At 44.2% G+C, this 21,759-nt stretch carries 19 protein-coding genes; all 19 read left to right on the forward strand.

Translation table 11 applies throughout. The features are described 5' to 3' along the window. Positions 1–62 precede the first annotated feature (62 nt). Positions 63–1,823, forward strand: coding sequence for a peptidoglycan D,D-transpeptidase FtsI family protein (locus tag BXY41_RS18975; protein WP_104438444.1), 1,761 nt, complete (start codon positions 63–65; stop codon positions 1,821–1,823). 75 nt (positions 1,824–1,898) lie between these two features. After that, positions 1,899–2,867: a phospho-N-acetylmuramoyl-pentapeptide-transferase gene (mraY, locus tag BXY41_RS18980; RefSeq protein ID WP_104438445.1), complete on the forward strand. Its 969-nt coding sequence runs from the start codon at positions 1,899–1,901 to the stop codon at positions 2,865–2,867. Between the two features lie 12 nt (positions 2,868–2,879). Beyond that, a complete protein-coding gene (gene murD, locus BXY41_RS18985) occupies positions 2,880–4,226 on the forward strand; it encodes a UDP-N-acetylmuramoyl-L-alanine--D-glutamate ligase (RefSeq protein WP_104438446.1) in 1,347 nt (448 codons plus the stop codon). Between the two features lie 41 nt (positions 4,227–4,267). Then, complete coding sequence (locus tag BXY41_RS18990; protein WP_104438447.1) at positions 4,268–5,419, forward strand: FtsW/RodA/SpoVE family cell cycle protein; 1,152 nt, start codon at positions 4,268–4,270, stop codon at positions 5,417–5,419. A gap of 68 nt (positions 5,420–5,487) precedes the next feature. Further along, positions 5,488–6,738, forward strand: coding sequence for a UDP-N-acetylglucosamine 1-carboxyvinyltransferase (gene murA / locus BXY41_RS18995; RefSeq protein ID WP_104438448.1), 1,251 nt, complete (start codon positions 5,488–5,490; stop codon positions 6,736–6,738). Further along, the gene (locus BXY41_RS19000) at positions 6,735–7,463 is read left to right on the forward strand and encodes a cell division protein FtsQ/DivIB (protein ID WP_104438449.1); all 729 of its coding nucleotides are present in this window, start codon (positions 6,735–6,737) and stop codon (positions 7,461–7,463) included. Before murA ends, BXY41_RS19000 begins: the two co-directional genes overlap by 4 nt. Before the next feature lie 118 nt (positions 7,464–7,581). Further along, the gene (gene ftsZ, locus BXY41_RS19005) at positions 7,582–8,898 is read left to right on the forward strand and encodes a cell division protein FtsZ (protein ID WP_104438450.1); all 1,317 of its coding nucleotides are present in this window, start codon (positions 7,582–7,584) and stop codon (positions 8,896–8,898) included. Between the two features lie 56 nt (positions 8,899–8,954). Continuing rightward, on the forward strand, positions 8,955–9,281 hold the full coding sequence (locus tag BXY41_RS19010) for a helix-turn-helix domain-containing protein (RefSeq protein ID WP_104438451.1): 327 nt from the start codon (positions 8,955–8,957) through the stop codon (positions 9,279–9,281). A gap of 18 nt (positions 9,282–9,299) precedes the next feature. Beyond that, entirely contained in the window at positions 9,300–10,238 is a 939-nt protein-coding gene (locus tag BXY41_RS19015; protein ID WP_104438452.1) for a hypothetical protein, read from the forward strand. Between the two features lie 234 nt (positions 10,239–10,472). Beyond that, complete coding sequence (gene hflK / locus BXY41_RS19020; protein ID WP_104438453.1) at positions 10,473–11,450, forward strand: FtsH protease activity modulator HflK; 978 nt, start codon at positions 10,473–10,475, stop codon at positions 11,448–11,450. After that, on the forward strand, positions 11,447–12,316 hold the full coding sequence (gene hflC / locus BXY41_RS19025; RefSeq protein ID WP_104438454.1) for a protease modulator HflC: 870 nt from the start codon (positions 11,447–11,449) through the stop codon (positions 12,314–12,316). Before hflK ends, hflC begins: the two co-directional genes overlap by 4 nt. Positions 12,317–12,402: 86 nt before the next feature. After that, positions 12,403–13,260, forward strand: coding sequence for a methylenetetrahydrofolate reductase [NAD(P)H] (gene metF / locus BXY41_RS19030; RefSeq protein ID WP_104438455.1), 858 nt, complete (start codon positions 12,403–12,405; stop codon positions 13,258–13,260). 71 nt (positions 13,261–13,331) lie between these two features. Further along, positions 13,332–13,973, forward strand: a complete 642-nt coding sequence (locus BXY41_RS19035; RefSeq protein ID WP_104438456.1) for a vitamin B12 dependent-methionine synthase activation domain-containing protein — start codon at positions 13,332–13,334, stop codon at positions 13,971–13,973. Between the two features lie 30 nt (positions 13,974–14,003). Then, positions 14,004–16,442 carry a homocysteine S-methyltransferase family protein gene (locus tag BXY41_RS19040; RefSeq protein WP_104438457.1) on the forward strand — a complete coding sequence of 813 codons (2,439 nt, stop codon included), beginning with the start codon at positions 14,004–14,006 and terminating at the stop codon, positions 16,440–16,442. A gap of 67 nt (positions 16,443–16,509) precedes the next feature. Beyond that, entirely contained in the window at positions 16,510–17,601 is a 1,092-nt protein-coding gene (gene trpS, locus BXY41_RS19045) for a tryptophan--tRNA ligase (RefSeq protein ID WP_104438458.1), read from the forward strand. Between the two features lie 8 nt (positions 17,602–17,609). Further along, a complete protein-coding gene (locus BXY41_RS19050) occupies positions 17,610–17,852 on the forward strand; it encodes an RDAC family protein (RefSeq protein ID WP_104438459.1) in 243 nt (80 codons plus the stop codon). Positions 17,853–18,078: 226 nt separating this feature from the next. Continuing rightward, positions 18,079–18,642, forward strand: coding sequence for an alkyl hydroperoxide reductase subunit C (gene ahpC / locus BXY41_RS19055; protein ID WP_104438460.1), 564 nt, complete (start codon positions 18,079–18,081; stop codon positions 18,640–18,642). Between the two features lie 12 nt (positions 18,643–18,654). Continuing rightward, positions 18,655–20,298: an FAD-dependent oxidoreductase gene (locus BXY41_RS19060; RefSeq protein ID WP_104438461.1), complete on the forward strand. Its 1,644-nt coding sequence runs from the start codon at positions 18,655–18,657 to the stop codon at positions 20,296–20,298. A 16-nt stretch (positions 20,299–20,314) separates the two neighbouring features. Beyond that, entirely contained in the window at positions 20,315–21,613 is a 1,299-nt protein-coding gene (gene eno, locus BXY41_RS19065; RefSeq protein WP_104438462.1) for a phosphopyruvate hydratase, read from the forward strand. The last annotated feature ends 146 nt before the right edge of the window (positions 21,614–21,759 follow it).

Here is a 21,759-nt window from a genome sequence, read left to right on the forward strand (position 1 = left end):
AACTGACTCATAAAAAAAGCCGAATTTCATATACTGTAACAATGATGACGATGGAGCAGCTTATGAATTCGAATAAAACACATCACAGAGAGAAAATAGCCCTCCTGTTTTTCCTGTTGTTTCTTGCCATGACAGGATTAATGGGACGGCTTATTTTTCTAATGATCTTTCGCTCTGAGCACTACAGCGCCATGGCCTCTGATCTTCATGAGAGAGAGAGGACCATTAAAGCTGCAAGAGGCAATATTATTGACGCCAGTGGGACTGTCATTGCTACAAACCGCACCGTCTGCACCATATCGGTCATCCACAATCAGGTAAAAAAGCCGGATGAGGTGGTTGCGGTTCTGTCTAAGGAGTTAGGGCTGAATGAGGCAGAGATCCGTAAGAAAGTGGAAAAGTACAGTTCCAGGGAAATTATTAAAACGAATGTAGACAAGGCTATGGGAGACCAGATCAGGTCCTATCATCTGGCAGGAGTCAAGGTTGATGAAGATTACAAACGGTATTACCCTTACGACACCCTTGCTTCCACAGTACTCGGATTTACAGGAGGAGACAACCAGGGAATCATTGGCCTGGAGGTAAAATACGAGCAGTACTTAAAAGGACTGAATGGTAAGATTTTGACTATGTCAGACGCAGCAGGAATTGAAATTGAAAATGAGGCAGAAGACCGGATAGAACCAATTGCAGGACAGGATCTGCACATCAGTCTGGATGTGAATATCCAGCGCTACTGTGAGCAGGCAGCCTATCAGGTAATGGAGAAAAAAGGTGCAAAGAGAGTGTCCATAATTATCATGAATCCTCAAAACGGGGAAATCATGGCAATGGTAAATGCACCTGAATTTAATTTAAATGATCCGTTTACACTAAATACCACAACGGAAGTTCCTGCAAATGAGAAAGAAAAGCAGGATCTGTTAAATAAGATGTGGAGAAATCCCTGTATCAACGACACTTACGAGCCGGGATCTACTTTTAAGATTGTAACAGCTGCAGCCGGACTGGAGGCTGGAGTTGTAAAGCTAACGGATCAGTTTTCCTGTCCCGGATTCCGGGTGGTAGAGGACAGAAAAATCAGATGCCATAAAGTGGGCGGCCATGGATCAGAAACCTTCCTTCAGGGCATGATGAATTCCTGCAACCCTGTACTCATCGATGTGGGGCAGAGGCTTGGAGTGGATAATTACTACAAATATTTTGAACAGTTTGGTCTGAAAGGAAAAACGGGAATCGATCTGCCTGGCGAGGCTTCTACCATCATGCATAAAAAAGAAGATATGGGACTGGTAGAACTGGCAACCGTATCCTTTGGACAGTCATTTCAGATCACCCCCATGCAGTTAATTACGACGGCTTCTTCTCTTGTAAACGGAGGAAACCGCATTACTCCTCATTTTGGCGTGAGTACAGTAAGTTCGGACGGAAAATCCGTGCATTCGTTTACCTACCCGGTAAAGGAGGGGATTGTATCAAAAGAAACCAGTGAAACCATGCGTTATATTTTAGAGCAGGTTGTTTCCGAGGGAAGCGGGAAAAAAGCAAAGATTGAAGGATACCGGATCGGAGGAAAAACTGCAACCTCTGAAAAACTTCCAAGAAGTTTAAAAAAGTATATTTCATCCTTTATCGGATTTGCTCCCGCCGATAATCCAAAAGTAATTGCCCTTATTACCATTGATGAACCCCAGGGCATTTACTATGGCGGAACCATTGCCGCACCAGTGATTGCTGATATTTTTAAGAACATTTTTCCTTATCTGGGAATAGAGCCAGAAGAGGAAAAAACTGTTTCTACGTTTCGAATCAGTGGTTGATTATTCAGGCAAAAAGACGTATACTACTAACTGTGTACTTTTGATATACAAATACATAAATGATTGAGGTGTGACATGATTAACGAAACGATTTTGGCAATCATCATAGCTTTCGCCATCAGCGCAATGCTGTGTCCCATAGTAATTCCGTTTCTGCACAAATTAAAATTTGGTCAGGAGGTCCGCAAGGAAGGGCCGGAAAGCCATTTGAAAAAACAGGGAACTCCCACCATGGGCGGACTGATTATTCTAACCAGTATTATCATTACGTCTCTGTTTTACGTCAAAGATTATCCGAAGATTATCCCGGTACTGTTTGTGACGGTGGGATTTGGTATCGTAGGCTTTCTTGATGATTACATTAAAATCGTAATGAAACGATCAGAAGGATTAACCCCTGTACAGAAGATGGCAGGTCAGCTGGTCATCACAGGAATTTTTGCTTTCTATCTGCTTCATTCCAAAGATGTGGGAACTGAAATGCTGGTTCCATTTACAGGTGGTTTTAAGAACGGCATCTATTTAAATTTTGGTATCTTATTTGTACCGGCAGTCTTTTTCATTGTAATTGGAACAGACAATGGTGTTAATTTTACAGATGGTCTTGACGGTTTGTGTACCAGTGTCACCATACTGGTTGCAACATTTTTAACAGTAGTAGCAATCGGGGAAAGAACCGGAATCAGTCCCATTACCGGAGCGGTAGTGGGAAGCCTTTTAGGATTTCTCCTTTTTAATGTTTACCCTGCCCGGGTATTTATGGGGGATACTGGTTCGCTGGGGCTGGGAGGCTTTGTGGCCTCCAGCGCGTTTATGATGCAGATGCCGATTTTTATCGCGATCATCGGATTTATCTATCTGCTTGAGGTATTATCGGTCATTATTCAGGTGACATATTTTAAAAGAACAGGCGGGAAACGATTTTTCAAAATGGCTCCCATCCACCATCATTTTGAGCTTTGCGGATGGTCTGAAACAAGGGTGGTTGCTGTATTTGCCATAATTACAGCTGTTCTTTGCCTGCTGGCATATCTTGGATTATAGGAGAGAAACCATATGAGTCAGAAAATTTTAGTTGCAGGAAGTGGAAAAAGTGGGATCGCCGCCTCCAGGATGATTTTAAAAACCGGCGATGAAGCTGTTTTATATGACAGCAATGATGCTTTAAAAAAGGATGAGCTGTTAAGCCAGTTTGGTGAAACAGATAAAATCTCCGTGATTCTTGGAGAACTGAAAAAAGAAGATTTAAACGATATTTCGATTTGTGTAATCAGTCCGGGCATCGGACTGGATGCACCATTTGTATCAGTTTTAAAGGAAGAGAATATTCCTATCTGGAGTGAGATACAGCTGGCATATCATCATGCAAAAGGGAAGCTGGCTGCCATTACGGGAACCAACGGAAAGACCACTACTACAGCGCTGACAGGCGAGATCATGAAAGCATATTATGAGCATGTCTATGTGGTGGGAAATATTGGAATTCCTTACACCCAGGAGGCACTGAAAACCACGGAAGATTCCGTTACAGTAGCGGAGGTCAGCAGCTTTCAGTTAGAAACCATCACTGATTTCCATCCGGATGTCAGCGCGATTTTAAACATTACGCCGGATCATTTAAACCGTCATAAAACCATGGAATGCTACATAAAAGTGAAAGAAAGCATCACTGTAAACCAGACAGAAAAGGATTGCTGTGTTTTAAACTATGATGACCTTGTGTTACGGGAGTTTGGGGAGTCGATGAAACCCCGCGCAGTGTATTTCAGCAGCAGGAATTCTCTTGATGAGGGTTATTGTATTGACGGTGATGTGATTATACGCAATCATGGCGGAAATCGGGAAGAAATTGTAAACATAAACGAATTAAATCTTCTGGGGCGCCATAACCATGAGAATGTGATGGCTGCCATTGCCATAGCTTCCGAACTGAATGTTCCCATAGATGTAATTAAGAAGGCTGTCTGTGAGTTTCAGGCAGTGGAACACAGAATTGAGTTTGTTGCTGAGAAAGCGGGAGTGAAGTATTACAATGATTCCAAGGGGACCAATCCCGATGCGGCAATCCAGGCAGTGAAAGCCATGCCCGGACCCACCATTTTAATTGCAGGCGGATATGACAAAAATTCCGAATACGATGAGTGGATAGAATCCTTTGACGGTAAAGTGAAACATATGGTGCTTCTTGGCCAGACCAGGGAGAAAATCGCGGAATGCGCGGCAAAACATGGCTTTACCAATGTGATGTATGCGGAGGATATGCAGGAAGCAGTAAAAGTCTGTGCCTCCTATGCAAACAAAGGAGATTACGTATTGCTCTCACCTGCATGCGCAAGCTGGGGAATGTTTCGGTGTTACGAAGAGCGGGGAGAGATTTTTAAGGAATGTGTCCGCAGTCTTTAAGCGGAACGGGCATTGTAATTTGAATGGCGAGGAGGAATGGTATGGCGGAAAAAAGGCCAGTAGTGAAAAAAAACAGGCCGCGCCGTTTTTATGATTACAGTCTGCTGTTCACGGTTATATTTCTGTCTGTTTTCGGTTTGATTATGATATATAGTTCCAGCTCTTATGCCGCTCAGTTAAAGTTTGGCAATGCCTCATTTTTCATGATGAAGCAGGCAAAGATCGCTTTGGGCGGATTTATCCTGATGATCATTATTTCGAAGATGGATTACCACTGGTATGGGAAATTTGCGGCGTTTGCCTACGTGCTTTCTTATATTTTGATGATCGCCGTTTCTCTGTTTGGTAAAAAGTTTAACGGAAAACGAAGATGGCTGGGAGTAGGAAGCCTGACATTTCAGCCTACGGAGTTTGTAAAAATAGCTCTTATTGTTATGCTGGCTGTCATGATTGTACAGATGGGCAAAAACATCAACACGAAAAATGGTGTGGCGCTGATCATTGTAACAACCCTGCCTATTGCGGGAATTGTTGCAGCAAACAACTTAAGCTCCGGTATCATCATTGTAGGAATTGCGTTTGTCATGCTATTTGTGGCGTGTAAAAAGAAATGGCCGTTTTTTGCCTGCGGATTTGCAGGAGTAGGGCTTTTGGCGTTTGCCGGGCCCATTGCCACGGTTCTTGAGAAGTTAAACATTCTTCATGATTATCAGCTGGGAAGAATCCTTGTCTGGCTGGAGCCGGAGGCTTATCCTTCCACGGGAGGGTATCAGGTGTTGCAGGGACTTTATGCCATTGGCTCCGGGGGCCTGGTAGGAAGAGGCCTGGGAGAGAGCATACAGAAGATGGGATTTGTGCCTGAGGCACAAAATGATATGATTTTTTCCATAATCTGTGAGGAACTTGGACTTTTTGGGGCGGTATCTGTGATTCTTATTTTTCTTTTCATGATATACCGTTTCATGCTGATTGCAGATAATGCACCGGATCTGTTCGGCGCACTTTTAGTGGTAGGCGTTATGGGACACATAGCCATACAGGTTATCCTAAACATCGCTGTTGTAACCAATACCATTCCTAATACCGGAATCACACTGCCCTTTATCAGTTACGGGGGAACCTCGGTCCTGTTTCTTATGGCTGAAATGGGCATGGTTCTAAGTGTTTCCAATCAGATTAAACTGGAAAAATAGCTGGATATGAAACCATTCTCTCACTTATAACATAGGATAGTATATAAGAAACCATGGGAGGTACCGGTTTGTCAGTCATACAGGTCCAGGGGTTACGATCCTTAAAAGGTGAGATAAAAATTCAGGGTTCCAAAAATGCTGTTCTGCCGATTATGGCAGCGGCGGTTCTCCATAAAGGTACTACAGTGATTCATAATGTCCCCAGGATACAGGATGTGTTCTGTATGCTGGGGATACTTGAGCGTATTGGGTGTATTTACAGTCTTGACGGACATACGCTGACCATTGATGCTTCTGACATCAAATGTGCAGAGATTCCGGAAGAGTATATAAAGAGCATGCGTTCTTCTATTATATTATCAGGTCCCCTGTTAGGGAGGCTGGGTGATGCAGTTACCAGCTTTCCCGGAGGCTGCTCCATCGGGCAGAGACCCATTGACCTGCATCTGGCTGCATTCCGCACCCTTGGCGCAGTGATAGAGGAAAAGGATGAGAAGCTGTGTGCATCTGCAAAGACACTTGTGGGCGCCGATATTTACTTTCCGTTTCCCAGTGTGGGAGCTACGGAGAATGCCCTGATGGCAGCTGTTTATGCGAAAGGAATCACTGTCATACATGGAGCAGCAAAAGAACCGGAGATCACTTCTCTCTGTGAATTCCTAAACAACATGGGAGCAATTATTCACGGGGCTGGAACCTCCAGGCTTGCTGTGACCGGAGTGACAGGTTTACATGATTCTGAATTTATCGTCGCAGGAGACCGGATTGTGGCAGGTACTTATTTAACAGCAGTGATGGCAGCGGAAGGAAATGTACTGCTGGATGGAATTCGTCCGGGTCATCTGACCGCAGCTCTTTCTCTGGCAGAACGGATGGGAGCTGAATTAAAGCTATATAAAAATCAGCTGGAGGTTTCCATGAGAGGCCGTCCTGACTGTGTGAATGTTGTAACCGAACCTTACCCGGGTTTTCCAACCGATCTTCAATCCCAGGTGATGGCAGTGATGGCATCGGGATCCGGCTGGGGAAGAGTGGAGGAAACGATTTTTGAAGGCAGGTTCGGAGCAGCAAATGAGCTTAAGAAACTGGGGGCAGATATCGTCATAGAGGGCAAACGGGCTATTGTACACGGGCTGTATCCTCTGAAAGGAAACTGTGTAACTGCTCCTGATCTAAGAGGCGGAGCTGCCCTTGTGGTAGCCGGGCTTGCAGGCGAAGGCGTGACGGAGATTTCTGAATGCCACCATATCGAACGGGGGTATGAGGACATTTGCCGGGATTTAAGCAGTCTTGGAGCTGCAATCAGAGGTAAGGAATGAGAAACTTCAAAAAAAGCAGAAGAAAAGTGATCGTTGCAATCATAGCAGTATTCCTTCTGGCCGGGTCGGCAGCTTTTTTGTCACTGCAGATCAGAAACATTACTGTAACCGGCAACAAGAAATATACTTCAGATCAGATCATAGACTTATTATTTAAAGATGGCTGGGATAGGAATGCGATTACCTGTTTTTATAAGGATCGTTTTCGGGAACACGAACAGATCCCTTTTGTGGAAGACTACAAAATCGTATTCTTAAGCCCAGTCAGTATAGAAGTGATTGTATATGAAAAATCCGTGGTTGGTTATGTTTCCTATATGGGCAGCTATATGTACTTTGATAAAGACGGGATTATTGTGGAAAGTTCCAGCGGAAAACTGCCAGGAATTCCTTGGATTACGGGGCTTAAGTATGGGCATATCGCTCTGCACCAGCCCCTCCCCGTGGAGGATTCCAAAGTATTTGGCCAGATCTTAACATTAACCCAGCTTTTATCAACCCATAAAATCCCAGTGGATGAGATCCGTTATGATTCCGGCGGCAATGCAACTCTTGTTATGGGGACCATCAGAGTGTACCTTGGAAGCAATGACCAGATGAACGGAAAGATCTCAGAGCTCAATGATCAGCTTCCGGTTTTGGGCGGTCTGGCTGGCACTCTGTATCTGGATACATATGACGAGGCGGAAACTGTCACTTCTTATCGGTTTGTGAAGGATAAGTGAATTTACATAATTTGTCTGGAATTTTGTTAAAAAAATGGTTGATATTTTTTACAAAATAAAATATTATATTAAATAGGTTTATACAGTAAGCTGTATATGGTTAAAGGAGGATATAATCTTGTTAGAGATTAAAATAAATGAGGCGGATAACGCTGCTAGAATTCTGGTAATCGGTGTAGGCGGTGCCGGAAACAATGCAGTGAACCGCATGATTGATGAGAATATAGCTGGTGTGGAATTTTTTGGAATCAATACGGACAAGCAGGCATTGCAGTTTTGCAAGGCCCCTACAGCTATGCAGATCGGTGAGAAACTGACCAAGGGACTTGGTGCAGGTGCGAAACCTGAAATTGGCGAAAAGGCAGCGGAAGAGAATGCGGACGAGCTGGCTCAGGTCATGAAGGGTGCCGATATGGTATTCGTTACATGCGGTATGGGAGGCGGAACAGGAACTGGTGCAGCTCCTGTTGTGGCTAAGATTGCGAAAGATATGGGAATCTTAACTGTTGGTGTCGTTACAAAGCCATTCCGTTTTGAAGCCAAAACACGTATGTCCAATGCAGTGAACGGTATTGAACGTTTAAAAGAAAGTGTTGATACGCTGATTGTAATCCCTAACGACCGTCTTCTTGAAATTGTGGACAGGCGTACCACCATGCCTGATGCGTTAAAGAAAGCAGATGAAGTACTTCAGCAGGCAGTTCAGGGTATTACTGATTTAATTAATGTACCAGGACTGATTAACCTGGATTTTGCTGATGTTCAGACCGTTATGACTGACAAAGGCATAGCTCATATCGGTATCGGCCACGCAAAGGGCGATGAGAAGGCTTTAGAAGCAGTGAAACAGGCAGTTTCCAGCCCGCTTCTTGAGACAACCATTGAAGGAGCAACTCATGTAATCATTAATATTTCCGGAGATATCAGCCTGATTGAAGCCAATGAGGCAGCAAGCTATGTTCAGGAGATGGCAGGAGATGATGCCAATATTATTTTCGGTGCCATGTATGATGAGAATGCACAGGATGAAGCAAGCATTACTGTCATTGCAACCGGACTTGATATGCAGCATGAAACACCGGTAGCCAAGGTTATGACCAACTTCTCCAATCCAAACTATAAGCAGCCCAAAGCAGCACCACAGGCAGCGAGTCAGGAAGCAGCAGCGACAACTGCAGCAAATCCTGCATACAATCAGAACTTTAACCAGAATTATAACAATGCCAATAACTATTCCGGACAGCCTTACCCCAATAACCAGAATGCCGGAAATTACAGCAATCCCAATTATAACAATCCAAATTATAATAAACAGCCTAATTACGGACAGGGAACACCCCAGAATGCACCCCAGGGGAATGGACAGCCTTACCGTCCGACTGTGAACAAAGAAGTACAGATCAATATTCCTGACTTTTTAAGAAATAAAAGATAATAGATACATAGCAGGCAGGTTCTCATGAACCTGCCTCTTTTTGAAAGGAGCGCCTTATGTTAAAAGATGAAAAAGACTGGGAATTATCAGAAGATTATTATACGGAACAGGGCAGTGAGAAAAAGCTTTCTTTGGAGGATTTCATTACGGAGCAGGATTTAGAGGGGAATTCACTTAATATTTCCCCTCAGTCTGACGAACTACTTAAAAAGACCATTGAAGATGTGCATCAGGTTCTGGCACTTGCAAAAGATGGAATGAGCATTGATAAAATCGCTGAATTAACAGGTTTGGATGAAAAATACGTTTATGACATCCAGGTTTGCGCACAGGGCTTCAGGGAGGATGATGAGATCGCAGTGGCTCATTTGGTTCTGGGTTAAATTAGGGGGAAACAAAAGATGATGAGAAAGATTTGCCCGGTTTGTGATCTGCCGGTGAATGAGATCAATTACTGTCCCAGATGCAGGCGTATTGTTAAGAATCCTGTTTACTGGGATGCAGACTATTTATTAAATGAGAAGAGAAGTCAGGCAGCTATGCCTGCAGGTCAGCCGCCTGCCGCCACAACGCCGGTCAATCAGCCGACTGTCCATACTCCATTGCCTGGGAAGGGAAGATCCAATGTATTGCTGTTTGTAGTGATTCTGTTTATTGTGATCACGACTCTGGCCAGTGTGATTATCAGCTGTGCTGTGAATGCCACCTCTTTGGAAAGCAAGTTTGACACAGCAGTGGGATATGATGACTATGGATATCGGGATTTAACTGAATCGGAGGTACTAGCGGCAGGAGAGCATTGCAGCGGTTTCGATCACTTTGATACGGACGGAAGAGAAATTTCCAGTTCTATGATCCAGTTTATGGAAAAAGAGGAGTATGGCTACACCATCATTTCCCAGGAGACCTATGGGGATAATTATGAGTTTAAACAGGACGGTGATCCCCTGACTTTTTATGAGACTGTGGATAGCGTTTATCTGAATCCTAAAGCAGCGAAAGAAGCCGGCTCTGATGTGGATTCGTATGAGTACGTGGATATTAACTATGATACGGCTACAGGAGAACTCCACCGGTATGTTTCCTATCTGGAGGATCAGGAAGCGACTCTGGCATATCTGAAACAGTTTTTAACGGATACAGAAGCAGGGTGTAAGGTTGAGGCAGATCAGAGCAGCGTTGACTCGATTATAGAACAGGCACAGGCAAGGATTAACCAGCGGGAGGGAGCCTACATCCTGGAAGGTATCTTTGATGTAAACATCTATATCTATGAAGACCGGATCCAGGTTTATGTATCCTATAACAATCCTGAGACTGTAATAAATCAGGAAACTTAACCGCTAAAACCTGCTATTGACAGAAAATAATGGTTCTGATATAATAGTCCCAATCGCAAAAGGGAGTAGCTTCCACCGAAAGGCTGGATAAGCGTGCGTCAGAACGATAAAGAGATTTATCCGCATTCTTATGAAATGTCAAGACTTTTACTGATACCGTCAGGTACCGGCAGAAGTCTTTTTTTATATCCTTTTTTGCGAGAGACCCCCCAAAAGAAAGAGAGGAAATAAAGGATGGAAACAGTTAACCCAAAAGGAACGGAGCAATTAAGAAAAATCCGGAAAATGATAAAGAAATCCGGAATGGCGGTTTTACTGGCTGTTGCGGTTCCTGTGATTGCATTTGGCTCTGTCTATAATGTGCAGGAGCAGGAACAGGCGGTAGTGACCACATTAGGGATACCAAGAACGGTTGCAGACCCGGGACTGCATTTTAAGATTCCCTTTGTTCAGAATGTGCATAAGGTGAATACCACCATACAGGGATTTGCCGTAGGCTACGATCCCAGTGACAATGAAAGCAAGGAAGAAGATTCCCTGATGATTACAAAGGATTATAATTTTGTAAACGTGGATTTTTTTGTGGAGTATAAAGTCACAGATCCGGTAAAGGCAATCTATGCTTCCAGGGATCCCCTTATCATTCTTCAGAATGTATCAAGAAGCAGCATTAGAACAGTCATCGGCAGTTACGATGTGGATTCTGTGCTGACCAATGGAAAAAATGAGATTCAGTCCAAGGTAAAGGAAATGATCACGTCAAAGCTGGCAGAACACAATGTAGGGCTTACAGTGATCAATGTCACCATACAGGATTCAGAACCGCCCACAAAGGAGGTAATGGAAGCCTTTAAGGCAGTGGAAACAGCCAAACAGGGAAAAGAGACAGCGATCAACAATGCAAATAAGTACCGCAATGAAAAGCTTCCGGAGGCAACTGCCCAGACAGATCAGATTCTTCAGGAAGCCGAGTCTGCCAAGGCAAAAAGGATTAATGAGGCCAGTGCAGAGGTAGCCAAATTCAATGCCATGTACGCGGAATATGTGAAAAACCCGGAAGTGACCAAAAAAAGAATGTTTTATGAAACAATGGAAAATGTGCTTCCTAACATGAAAGTAATTATTGACGGTACGGATAAGACCAGTACCATCCTCCCGCTTGACAGCTTTACAGGAGGAGCAGCCAGTGAAAAGAAGGAGAATCAGGAATGAGGAAGATAAAAACAGCCATAGGAATTGTGATAGCAGCAGTTGCCGTTACCGCGCTTTCCGGAGGAGTAGTGGTAACAAAGGAAAATGAATTTAAGCTGATCAGACAGTTTGGAAGAGTGGAAAGGGTCATTGATTCCCCAGGCATAACTTACAAGATACCATTCATCCAGACAGCAGATACTCTGCCAAAGCAGATCTTAATTTACGATCTTGCGGCTTCTGACGTGATTACAATGGATAAAAAAACCATGCTCAGTGACAGCTACGTGCTCTGGCGGATTGAGGATCCTCTGAAATTTGCCCAGTCACTGAATTCCTCCCTTTCTGGTGCAGAGAGCAGAATTGATACGGTGGTTTATAACTCAGTGAAGAATGTGATCAGCAGTATGGCCCAGAATGAGGTCATAAGCAGCCGTGATGGGGAGCTTTCTCAGGCGATTATGGATAATGTGGGAGAAAACATGGGCCAGTATGGAATCCGTCTTCTGGCAGTGGAAACAAAGCGCCTGGATCTTCCGGCAGATAATAAAACAGCCGTGTATGAGAGAATGATTTCAGAGCGTGCCAAAATAGCTGCCACATTTACAGCAGAAGGCCAGGCAGAGGCGAAAAAGATACAAAATACAACAGACCGTGAAATAGCAATCAGTATTTCTGATGCTCAGGCAAAGGCGGCATCAATCACATCAGAGGGAGAAGGAGAATATATGAGAATCATGGCGGAAGCCTATCATGATCCTCAAAGATCAGATTTCTATTCCTTTGTGCGGTCGCTGGAAGCAGCCAAGACATCACTTGCAGGAAATGGGAATACCTTAATCCTTCCGGGAGGCTCTCCCCTTGCCAGGATTTTTACCGGTCAGTAAAATTTGGACTACTAAATGTTGCGGGAAAAAGTTTTTTATGGTAAAGTGTTAAAATAAAAAGAAGCAGAGGATAGGAGATTGACAGAATGAAGATTACAGATATATTGAGCCAGGGAAAGCCGACCTTATCTTTTGAAGTGTTTCCGCCTAAGACAGAGGATAAGTATGATTCTGTTGAGAAGGCGGCTGCTGAGATAGCAAAACTGAAACCTGCCTTTATGAGCGTCACATACGGTGCCGGCGGAGGAACCAGTAAGTATACCGTAGACATCGCTTCTGCCCTCCATCATGAATATCATGTTACGGCTTTGGCCCATCTGACCTGTGTATCTTCAACGAAAGAAAAGGTGCATCAGGTGTTAGGGGAACTGAAGGAAGCAGGAATAGAGAATGTGCTGGCATTAAGAGGTGATATTCCGGCTGATGCTCCTGATAAGCGGGAATATAACTATGCATCGGAGCTCATCCGGGAGATTAAGGAAACCGGTGATTTTTGCATCGGAGCGGCCTGTTATCCCGAAGGTCATGTGGAATCAGCAAACAAAACCATTGATATGGATTACTTAAAGCAGAAGGTGGAAGCAGGATGCGATTTCGTAACCACCCAGATGTTTTTCGATAATAACATCTTATATAATTACTTATACCGGATACGGGAAAAGGGAATTACAGTCCCGGTTGTTGCAGGAATTATGCCTGTAACCAATGTAAGGCAGATCATACGCAGCTGCCAGCTGTCCGGAACTTATCTGCCCACCCGGTTTAAGGCGATCGTTGACCGGTTTGGGGAAGACCCGGCAGCCATGAAGCAGGCAGGAATCGCTTATGCAACGGAGCAGATCATTGATTTAATTGCGAACGGTGTCAATGCCATTCATGTTTATTCTATGAATAAGCCTGATGTGGCCTTAAAGATCAAGGAAAATCTTTCTCAGATACTGTAATCCGTAAAGCAGCAGGTCCGTTTCTGTAAAAGAGCGGACCTGTTTTATCAGGTAAAATCGGAGGGATAAGGATGGAGATCAGCCGGAAGGAGATTCTTAGATATTTAGGATATGGAAATAAGGAAAGCGATGAACAGATCAGTGCTTTGGTCGAGGAAGTATTGGAAGAACTTCTGGCTGCAGCCTCACCCAAATGTATATACAGGGCATTTCCGTTAACACTGCTTCCTGAGGATGAGATTGATTTTACTGTCTTTCGTACAAAAAGCCGGAATCTGAGTAAAAATCTGGCGGATTGCGAGGAAGTTCTGTTATTTGCAGCCACGCTGGGAACCGGAGTGGATGTGCTGCTTCACAAATACACCAGACTGCAGATGAGCAGGGCTGTCATTATGCAGGCAGCTGCGGCCGCAGTGATTGAAGAATACTGCGACCAGGAAAACCGCAGGCTGAAACAGGAATATGAGGCCAGGGGCTTTTATTTAAGACCCAGATTCAGTCCCGGATATGGTGATTTTTCGCTGGAATGTCAAAAAGATATAACAACAGTTTTGGAAACACCCAAGCGAATTGGTATTATGCTTACGGAAAGCCTGCTTATGACTCCTTCCAAATCCGTGACAGCAGTGATGGGAGTCAGTAAGAAGCCTTACCGGTGTGAGATAAAAGGGTGTGAATCCTGTGGGAAAAAGGACTGTGCATACCGGAGATAAAATAGAAACTGAGTGGAGATGGAGGAAAGTATGTCAGCGATTTTAGAGAAATTGAAAGAAAGAATCCTTTTTTTTGACGGCGGCATGGGCAGCCTTTTACAGGCCAATGGCTTAAAACCTGGTGAACTGCCGGAAACCTGGAATGTAACCCATTCTGATTTAATCGTAAAGCTTCACAGAGAATATCTGGAAGCCGGTGCAGATATGATTAAAACCAATACCTTTGGTGCGAATGGTTTAAAATATAATAAGGACAAGGAATTTGATTTAGAGCAGATTGTGACTGCTGCCATGAAGAACGCCAGAGAGGCGGTGGATACTGCTGCATATACCCCTGGTAGGTCAAAAGGTGCAATTGCCCTTGATATCGGTCCTACTGGCAAACTTTTAAAGCCTCTGGGAGATCTTGATTTTGAAGATGCCTATGAGCTGTTTTCTCAGGTGGTTAGAATCGGGGAACGGGAAGGGGCAGACCTGATTCTTATTGAAACCATGAGCGACAGCTATGAAGCAAAGGCGGCTGTTCTGGCAGCAAAAGAAAACAGCAGCCTGCCCGTTTTTGTGACAATGATTTTTGATGACAAAGGAAAACTTTTAACCGGGGGAAATGTGGAGTCTGCGGTTGCTCTTTTAGAAGGGCTGGGAGTGGATGCCCTGGGGATTAACTGCGGCCTTGGTCCTATTCAGATGAAAGGCATTCTGGAAGATATCATGAAGGTGGCTTCTATTCCTGTCATTGTAAACCCCAATGCCGGACTTCCAAGAAGTGAAGGCGGTAAGACGGTTTATGACATTGATGCCGATGAATTTGCCAGAGTCATGAAGGAGATTGTGGAGGCGGGAGCCTGTATCATCGGCGGCTGCTGCGGAACCACGCCGGAGCATATTGAAAAAATGGCAGCCCTGTGTAAGGATCTGCCGGTCAGACTCCCGGAAAGAAAATACCGGACGGTGATTTCCTCCTATGCCCAGGCTGTTGTCATAGATCGGGATCCGGTTATTATAGGAGAACGGATTAATCCAACGGGAAAAGCTAAATTTAAGCAGGCGTTAAAGGATCATAATCTGGAGTATATCTTAAAAGAGGGTGTTCTCCAGCAGGATAACGGGGCTCATGTGCTTGACGTGAATGTGGGACTTCCTGAGATTGATGAACCAGCCATGATGGTAGAAGTAGTGAAAGAACTGCAAAGTATCATTGACCTGCCTTTACAGATAGACACCTCTAATATGACCGCCATGGAACGTGCCATGAGAATCTATAATGGTAAGCCGCTTATCAATTCCGTTAATGGAAAGAAAGAAGTGATGGAAGCCATTTTCCCTCTTGTAAAACGGTACGGAGGAGTGGTGGTAGCACTTGCTCTTGACGAAGATGGCATTCCGGAAACGGCTGATGGAAGAATTGCAGTATCGAAAAAGATCTATGATACCGCAGCCGGATATGGGATCGGCAAAGAAGATATCATCATTGACGCTTTGTGTATGACAGTGAGCTCTGACAACAAAGGTGCCATTACAACCCTTGAGACCGTAAGGCGGGTAAGGGATGAATTACAGGGAAAAACCATACTTGGAGTCTCCAATATTTCCTTTGGTCTTCCCCAGAGAGAAATTGTCAATGCAGCATTCTTTACCATGGCTCTGCAAAACGGGTTAAGCGCCGCCATTATAAATCCAAACTCAGAGGCCATGATGCGCTCATACTACAGCTTCCGTGTGCTTGCAGACTTAGATCCCCAGTGCAGCAATTATATCAATATCTACAGCGGCAATGTGACTGTTCTTGGTGAGGTGAAAAGACAGGCAGGAGATCAGAAAGCTGCCGGGATAAGCGGAACGGATTTATCCTTAGGGGAGAGCATAAAAAAAGGATTAAAGGACAGAGCGTATGCTGCTGTTTCTGAACTTCTGGAAAACAGGGAACCCCTTAGCATTATTAATGAGGAGATGATTCCTGCCCTTAATGAGGTCGGAAAAGGATTTGAGAAGGGAACGGTATTTCTCCCCCAGCTCCTGATGAGCGCAGAGGCGGCAAAGGCAGCTTTTGAGGTTATTAAGGAAAAACTGGCACAAAGCGGTGCAGAGGAAAAGAAAAAGGGAACCATAATACTTGCAACCGTAAAGGGAGACATTCACGACATCGGAAAAAATATTGTAAAGGTGCTTTTGGAAAATTACAGCTATGAAGTACTGGATCTTGGAAAAGATGTACCCCCTGAAACCATTGTAAAGACAGCAATAGAGCGGAATGTGAAGCTGGTGGGGTTAAGCGCTCTCATGACAACCACGGTTCCTAGCATGGAAGAGACCATACGCCAGCTTCAGACCCAGGCGCCTTTTGCAAAGGTTATGGTGGGCGGGGCAGTTCTCACAAAAGAGTATGCAATGACAATCGGTGCAGACCAGTATTGCCGGGACGCCATGGCATCTGTCAATTATGCCGAGGATATATTTGAAGTAAAATAAGGTGCCTCATTGACAAATAACGAATGAATGGTACAATAAAACTTGATAATATATCTGGAGGTACAAAATGGGAAAGATAATTTTAACGGGGGACAGACCCACCGGAAAGCTTCACATCGGACATTACGTGGGTTCGCTGAGGCGCAGGGTGGAATTGCAGAATTCCGGCGAATTTGACGAGATTTTTATTATGATAGCGGATGCCCAGGCATTAACGGATAATGCGGACAATCCGGAAAAGGTTCGTCAGAACATTATTGAGGTAGCGCTGGATTATCTCGCATGCGGACTGGATCCCAGTAAGAGTACGTTGTTCATCCAGTCTCAGATACCACAGCTTACAGAGCTTAGCTTCTATTATATGAATCTGGTTACCGTTTCCAGGCTGCAGCGCAATCCTACCGTAAAATCTGAGATTGCCATGAGAAACTTCGAAACCAGCATACCCGTGGGCTTCTTTACCTATCCAATCAGCCAGGCAGCTGATATTACGGCATTTAAGGCCAACACTGTCCCTGTGGGAGAAGATCAGGAGCCGATGATTGAACAGACCAGGGAGATCGTACGGAAGTTCAATTCCGTTTACGGAGAGGCTTTAGTAGAGCCGGAAATCCTGCTTCCCGATAACCAGGCGTGCTTACGTCTTCCGGGAACAGACGGCAAGGCAAAGATGAGCAAATCCCTTGGCAACTGCATCTACTTATCCGATTCAGAAGATGAGGTTAAGAAAAAGGTAATGAGCATGTACACCGATCCCAATCACCTGATGGTTTCCGATCCCGGACAGGTGGAAGGCAATACGGTATTTACCTATCTGGATGCATTTTGCAAAGAAGAGGATTTTAAAGAATATTTACCGGATTACAAGAACCTTGATGAGTTAAAAGAGCACTATCAGAGAGGCGGACTTGGAGACGTTAAAGTAAAGAGATTTTTAAACAGTGTGCTGCAGGCAGAGTTAGAACCCATCAGAAAAAGAAGAAAAGAATACGAAGCGGATATCCCTTACGTATATCAGATCTTAAAAGAGGGAAGTCAGAAAGCAGAAGCAGCAGCTGCCGCTACCTTAAAAGAGGTGAAGGAAGCGATGAAGATCAACTATTTTGACGATGTGGAACTGATCGGAGAACAGGCAAAGCGGTTTAAAGGCCAGGAATAGGGGCTGTCATGAAGATCGTTTCTATTCATGAGATACTGGAATGCAATCAGCTTTTAAAAGACAGCGGATTGGAATTTAAGATTCATTTAAAAGATGCCTGCGGGAAACAATCCTGCTCTGTGGAATCCCTGAGTGTCAGCAATGGAACAGCAGAGTATCAGGCGCTTTATGAGACACTGGAAACGTACTTTAAGAAACTGCGTTTTCAGCTGGAGTATAATGAAGATAAGACAAACTTCTGGATGATTTAACTCCGGAAACTGGAATGCCGGAGTGGCTGCAAAGGAGAAAAACTTTTGGGCTTCTCCGGTTTTTTTAATTTAATAATAAAATAATAATTATTATCAATATTATTTATTGAATTTTCTGGTAATCTATGCTATGATTATACCATGAATTAGGAACAACTAACTCATAAATTTAATCGAAACAAGCCATATTAATTGAGTATAGCCATCAGGAAAGGAGATAAATTGTATGTCATTCATTGGAAAAGAGATCAGTGATTTTAAAGTACAGAGTTTTATAAATGGAGAATTTAAGGAAGTTGTGAAAAAGGATGTTCTGGGTAAGTGGTCCGTATTCTTTTTTTATCCGGCGGATTTTACTTTTGTCTGCCCCACGGAACTGGAAGATCTTGCAGATAAATATGAGGATTTTAAAAAGGCGGGCTGTGAAATTTACAGTGTATCCTGTGATACCCATTTTGTACACAAGGCCTGGCATGATGCCTCAAAGACAATAAAAAAGATTCAGTATCCCATGCTTGCGGATCCTACAGGCGCACTGGCAAGAAGCTTTGATGTTCTGATTGAGGAATCCGGCATGGCAGAGCGGGCAACCTTTGTTGTGAATCCGGAAGGAGTTATTGTCGCTTATGAAGTGATTGCCGGCAACGTGGGAAGAAATGCAGAAGAACTGTTTCGAAGAGTGGAGGCTTCCCAGTTTGTTGCCAAACACGGAGATGAAGTTTGTCCTGCAAAATGGAAACCAGGTGAAAAGACATTAAAGCCCAGTCTGGATTTAGTAGGGCTTCTGTAAAGGTGGGATCCTATGGCTGAATTTTATGACGTAATTATTGTAGGCGCAGGTCCTGCAGGTCTCTCCGCAGCCATTTATGCAGCCAGAGCCAGATTTAAGGTTCTGGTACTGGAAAAGGAAAAAATCGGTGGTCAGATTACCATTACATCGGAAATTGTAAATTATCCAGGAATCGAGAAAATAGACGGAACAGAGCTGACAGAAAAGATGCGGGCCCAGGCACAAAGCTTTGGCGCTGAATTTCAAATAGCAAAAGTGACAGACTTTGATTTATCAGGAGATATGCGAATTGTAAAAACCGATAAAGGTGATTTTAAGACCCTTGGAATTGTTCTTGCTCTCGGTGCAAACCCCAGAATGCTGGGGTTTGCAGGAGAGAGAGAATACAAAGGCAGAGGAGTGGCTTACTGTGCAACCTGCGACGGTGAATTTTTCACCGGAATGGATGTATTTGTAATTGGAGGTGGATTTGCAGCAGCAGAAGAAGCTGTATTTCTTACCAAATATGCAAGAAAGGTCACCATCATTGTCAGAGAAGAAGATTTTACCTGTGCAGCCTCCGTAGCGGATAAAGCGAAGAATCATGAAAAGATTGAAGTTCATTATCAGACTGAGATCGTGGAAGTTGCTGGTGACAGGCTTTTACAATCTGCCAGATTTCGGGATAATCAGACTGGAAGAGAATGGAATTATGAAGCGCCAGAGGGAGAATCCTTTGGTATATTCGTATTTGCAGGCTATGTACCGGACACAGAGATAGTGAAAGGGAAGCTGGAGCTTGACAGCCACGGCTATCTCATTACAGATCACAATCAGATGACGGGAATACCCGGAGTGTATGGAGCCGGTGATGTGTGTGTCAAGAATTTAAGACAGGTGGTAACCGCTGTTTCCGACGGTGCAGTTGCCGCCACGTCCTTAGAAAAATATGTAGCAGATGTTTATGAGAAGTTACATTTGTCTCCGCGGGAGCCTCTGGCGCAAGCGGATAACAAAATTGAGAATAGAGAGCAGCAGGATGAATCAGGAGAAGAGAATTTTATTACTTCTGAAATGAGACAGCAGTTAGAAGTGCTGTTTGAAAAATTCCAGAAAAAAGTTATTGTAAAGGCACTTTTGGATCAAAGTCAGCTTTCTGCTGAGATGAATTCCTTTTTACAGGAACTCTCTGGTATCTCAGATAAAGTGGAATGCCTTACAGAGAAGATATCTGATAAGTCAGAACCGGATGAGACAATTCCCGCTCTGTTGGTTTTACGGGAAGATGGCACGGAAACCGGAATCCGTTTCCATGGAATACCAGGAGGCCATGAGTTTAATTCCTTTGTTATCGGATTATATAATGCGGCAGGGCCGGGACAGACTGTTTCTGATGAAGAAGAAAACAGAATACGCAGGTTAGACAAAGAACTGACCATTAAGATTGCGGTTTCATTATCCTGTACCATGTGTCCCACCACCGTTATGTCAGCAGGCAGAGTTGCGGCGGAAAACGGCAAAGTAAAGGCATGGACTTATGATCTTGCTTATTATCCGGAATTAAAGAAGCGTTATCAGATTATGAGCGTGCCCTGTATGATTATCAATGATAAGGTTGTTGAATTCGGAAAGAAATCCGTAGAGGAGCTTCTGACCGTTTTGGAAAGTATAGAATAGAAAAGGAGAAATCATGATGAATTATCTGGAAATTGAAAAGGTCATTGGAAGAGAAATTATTGACTCAAGAGGCAATCCTACTGTTGAGGCGGAGGTTCATCTGGCGGATGGCACCATTGCCACAGGAGCCGCACCAAGCGGAGCGTCTACAGGTGAATTTGAAGCGCTGGAGTTAAGAGATGGAGATAAGGCGCGTTATGGCGGAAAAGGTGTTTTAAACGCAGTTCACAATATTAATACGGTGATTCATTATGCTTTGGTAGGAATGGATGCATCAGATATCTATGGAATCGATCAGGCGATGATTACAGCAGATGGAACACCGGACAAATCAAGACTTGGCGCCAACGCCATTCTTGCAGTATCCATTGCCTGTGCAAGGGCAGCAGCAGTGAGCATGGGAATTCCTCTGTACCGGTTCCTGGGAGGTATTACAGGCAACCGTCTTCCGGTTCCTATGATGAATATTTTAAATGGTGGAGCTCATGCCGCCAATACCGTAGATGTTCAGGAATTTATGATCATGCCTGCAGGGGCACCAAGCTTTAAGGAAGGCCTTCGCTGGTGTACCGAAGTGTTCCATTGTCTGGCATCTATTTTAAAGGCAAAAGGACTGGCAACCTCAGTAGGCGACGAAGGCGGCTTTGCTCCTGACTTAGAAAGCGACGACGCAGCGATTGAACTGATTCTGGAAGCGGTGAGAAAAGCAGGATATGAACCTGGACGTGACTTTGTACTTGCCATGGATGCAGCCTCCAGTGAGTGGAAAGGTGAAGGTAAGGGACAGTATCATCTGCCTAAATCCGGCAAGGATTACACTTCAGCAGAGTTAATTGAACACTGGAAACAGCTTTGTGATAAATATCCCATCTACTCCATTGAGGATGCACTTGATGAGGAGGACTGGGAAGGCTGGAAGCTTTTAACCAGGGAACTTGGAAACAAGATCCAGCTGGTAGGTGATGATTTATTTGTTACGAATACAGAACGTCTGAAGAAAGGTATTACAGAAGGATGCGGTAATTCCATCCTCATTAAGCTCAATCAGATCGGTTCCGTATCAGAGACACTGGAAGCCATTAAGATGGCTCACAGGGCAGGGTATACTGCCATTGCTTCCCATCGTTCCGGAGAGACAGAAGATACCACCATTGCAGATCTGGCAGTGGCTTTAAATACCTGTCAGATTAAGACCGGAGCTCCAAGCAGAAGCGAGCGTGTGGCTAAATACAACCAGCTGCTTCGTATTGAAGAGGAACTGGGTGAGAGTGCCGTATATCCAGGAATGGATGCATTTCATATCCGCCGTTCCTAATTGAGAATGAGTAAGACCTGCAGGCCGAAGATAAGACTTGCAGGTCTTTTTTTGTATTTTGTGAAAAGGATTTGATGTAGGGAGAAATAAATGATATGCTTAAGAAATTGGTGGAATATCCGAGATACTTTCTCAATAAAATAAAC

Origin of the sequence: Lacrimispora xylanisolvens (genome assembly GCF_002934545.1) — a bacterium.
In the GTDB taxonomy this organism is placed as follows: domain Bacteria; phylum Bacillota; class Clostridia; order Lachnospirales; family Lachnospiraceae; genus Lacrimispora; species Lacrimispora xylanisolvens.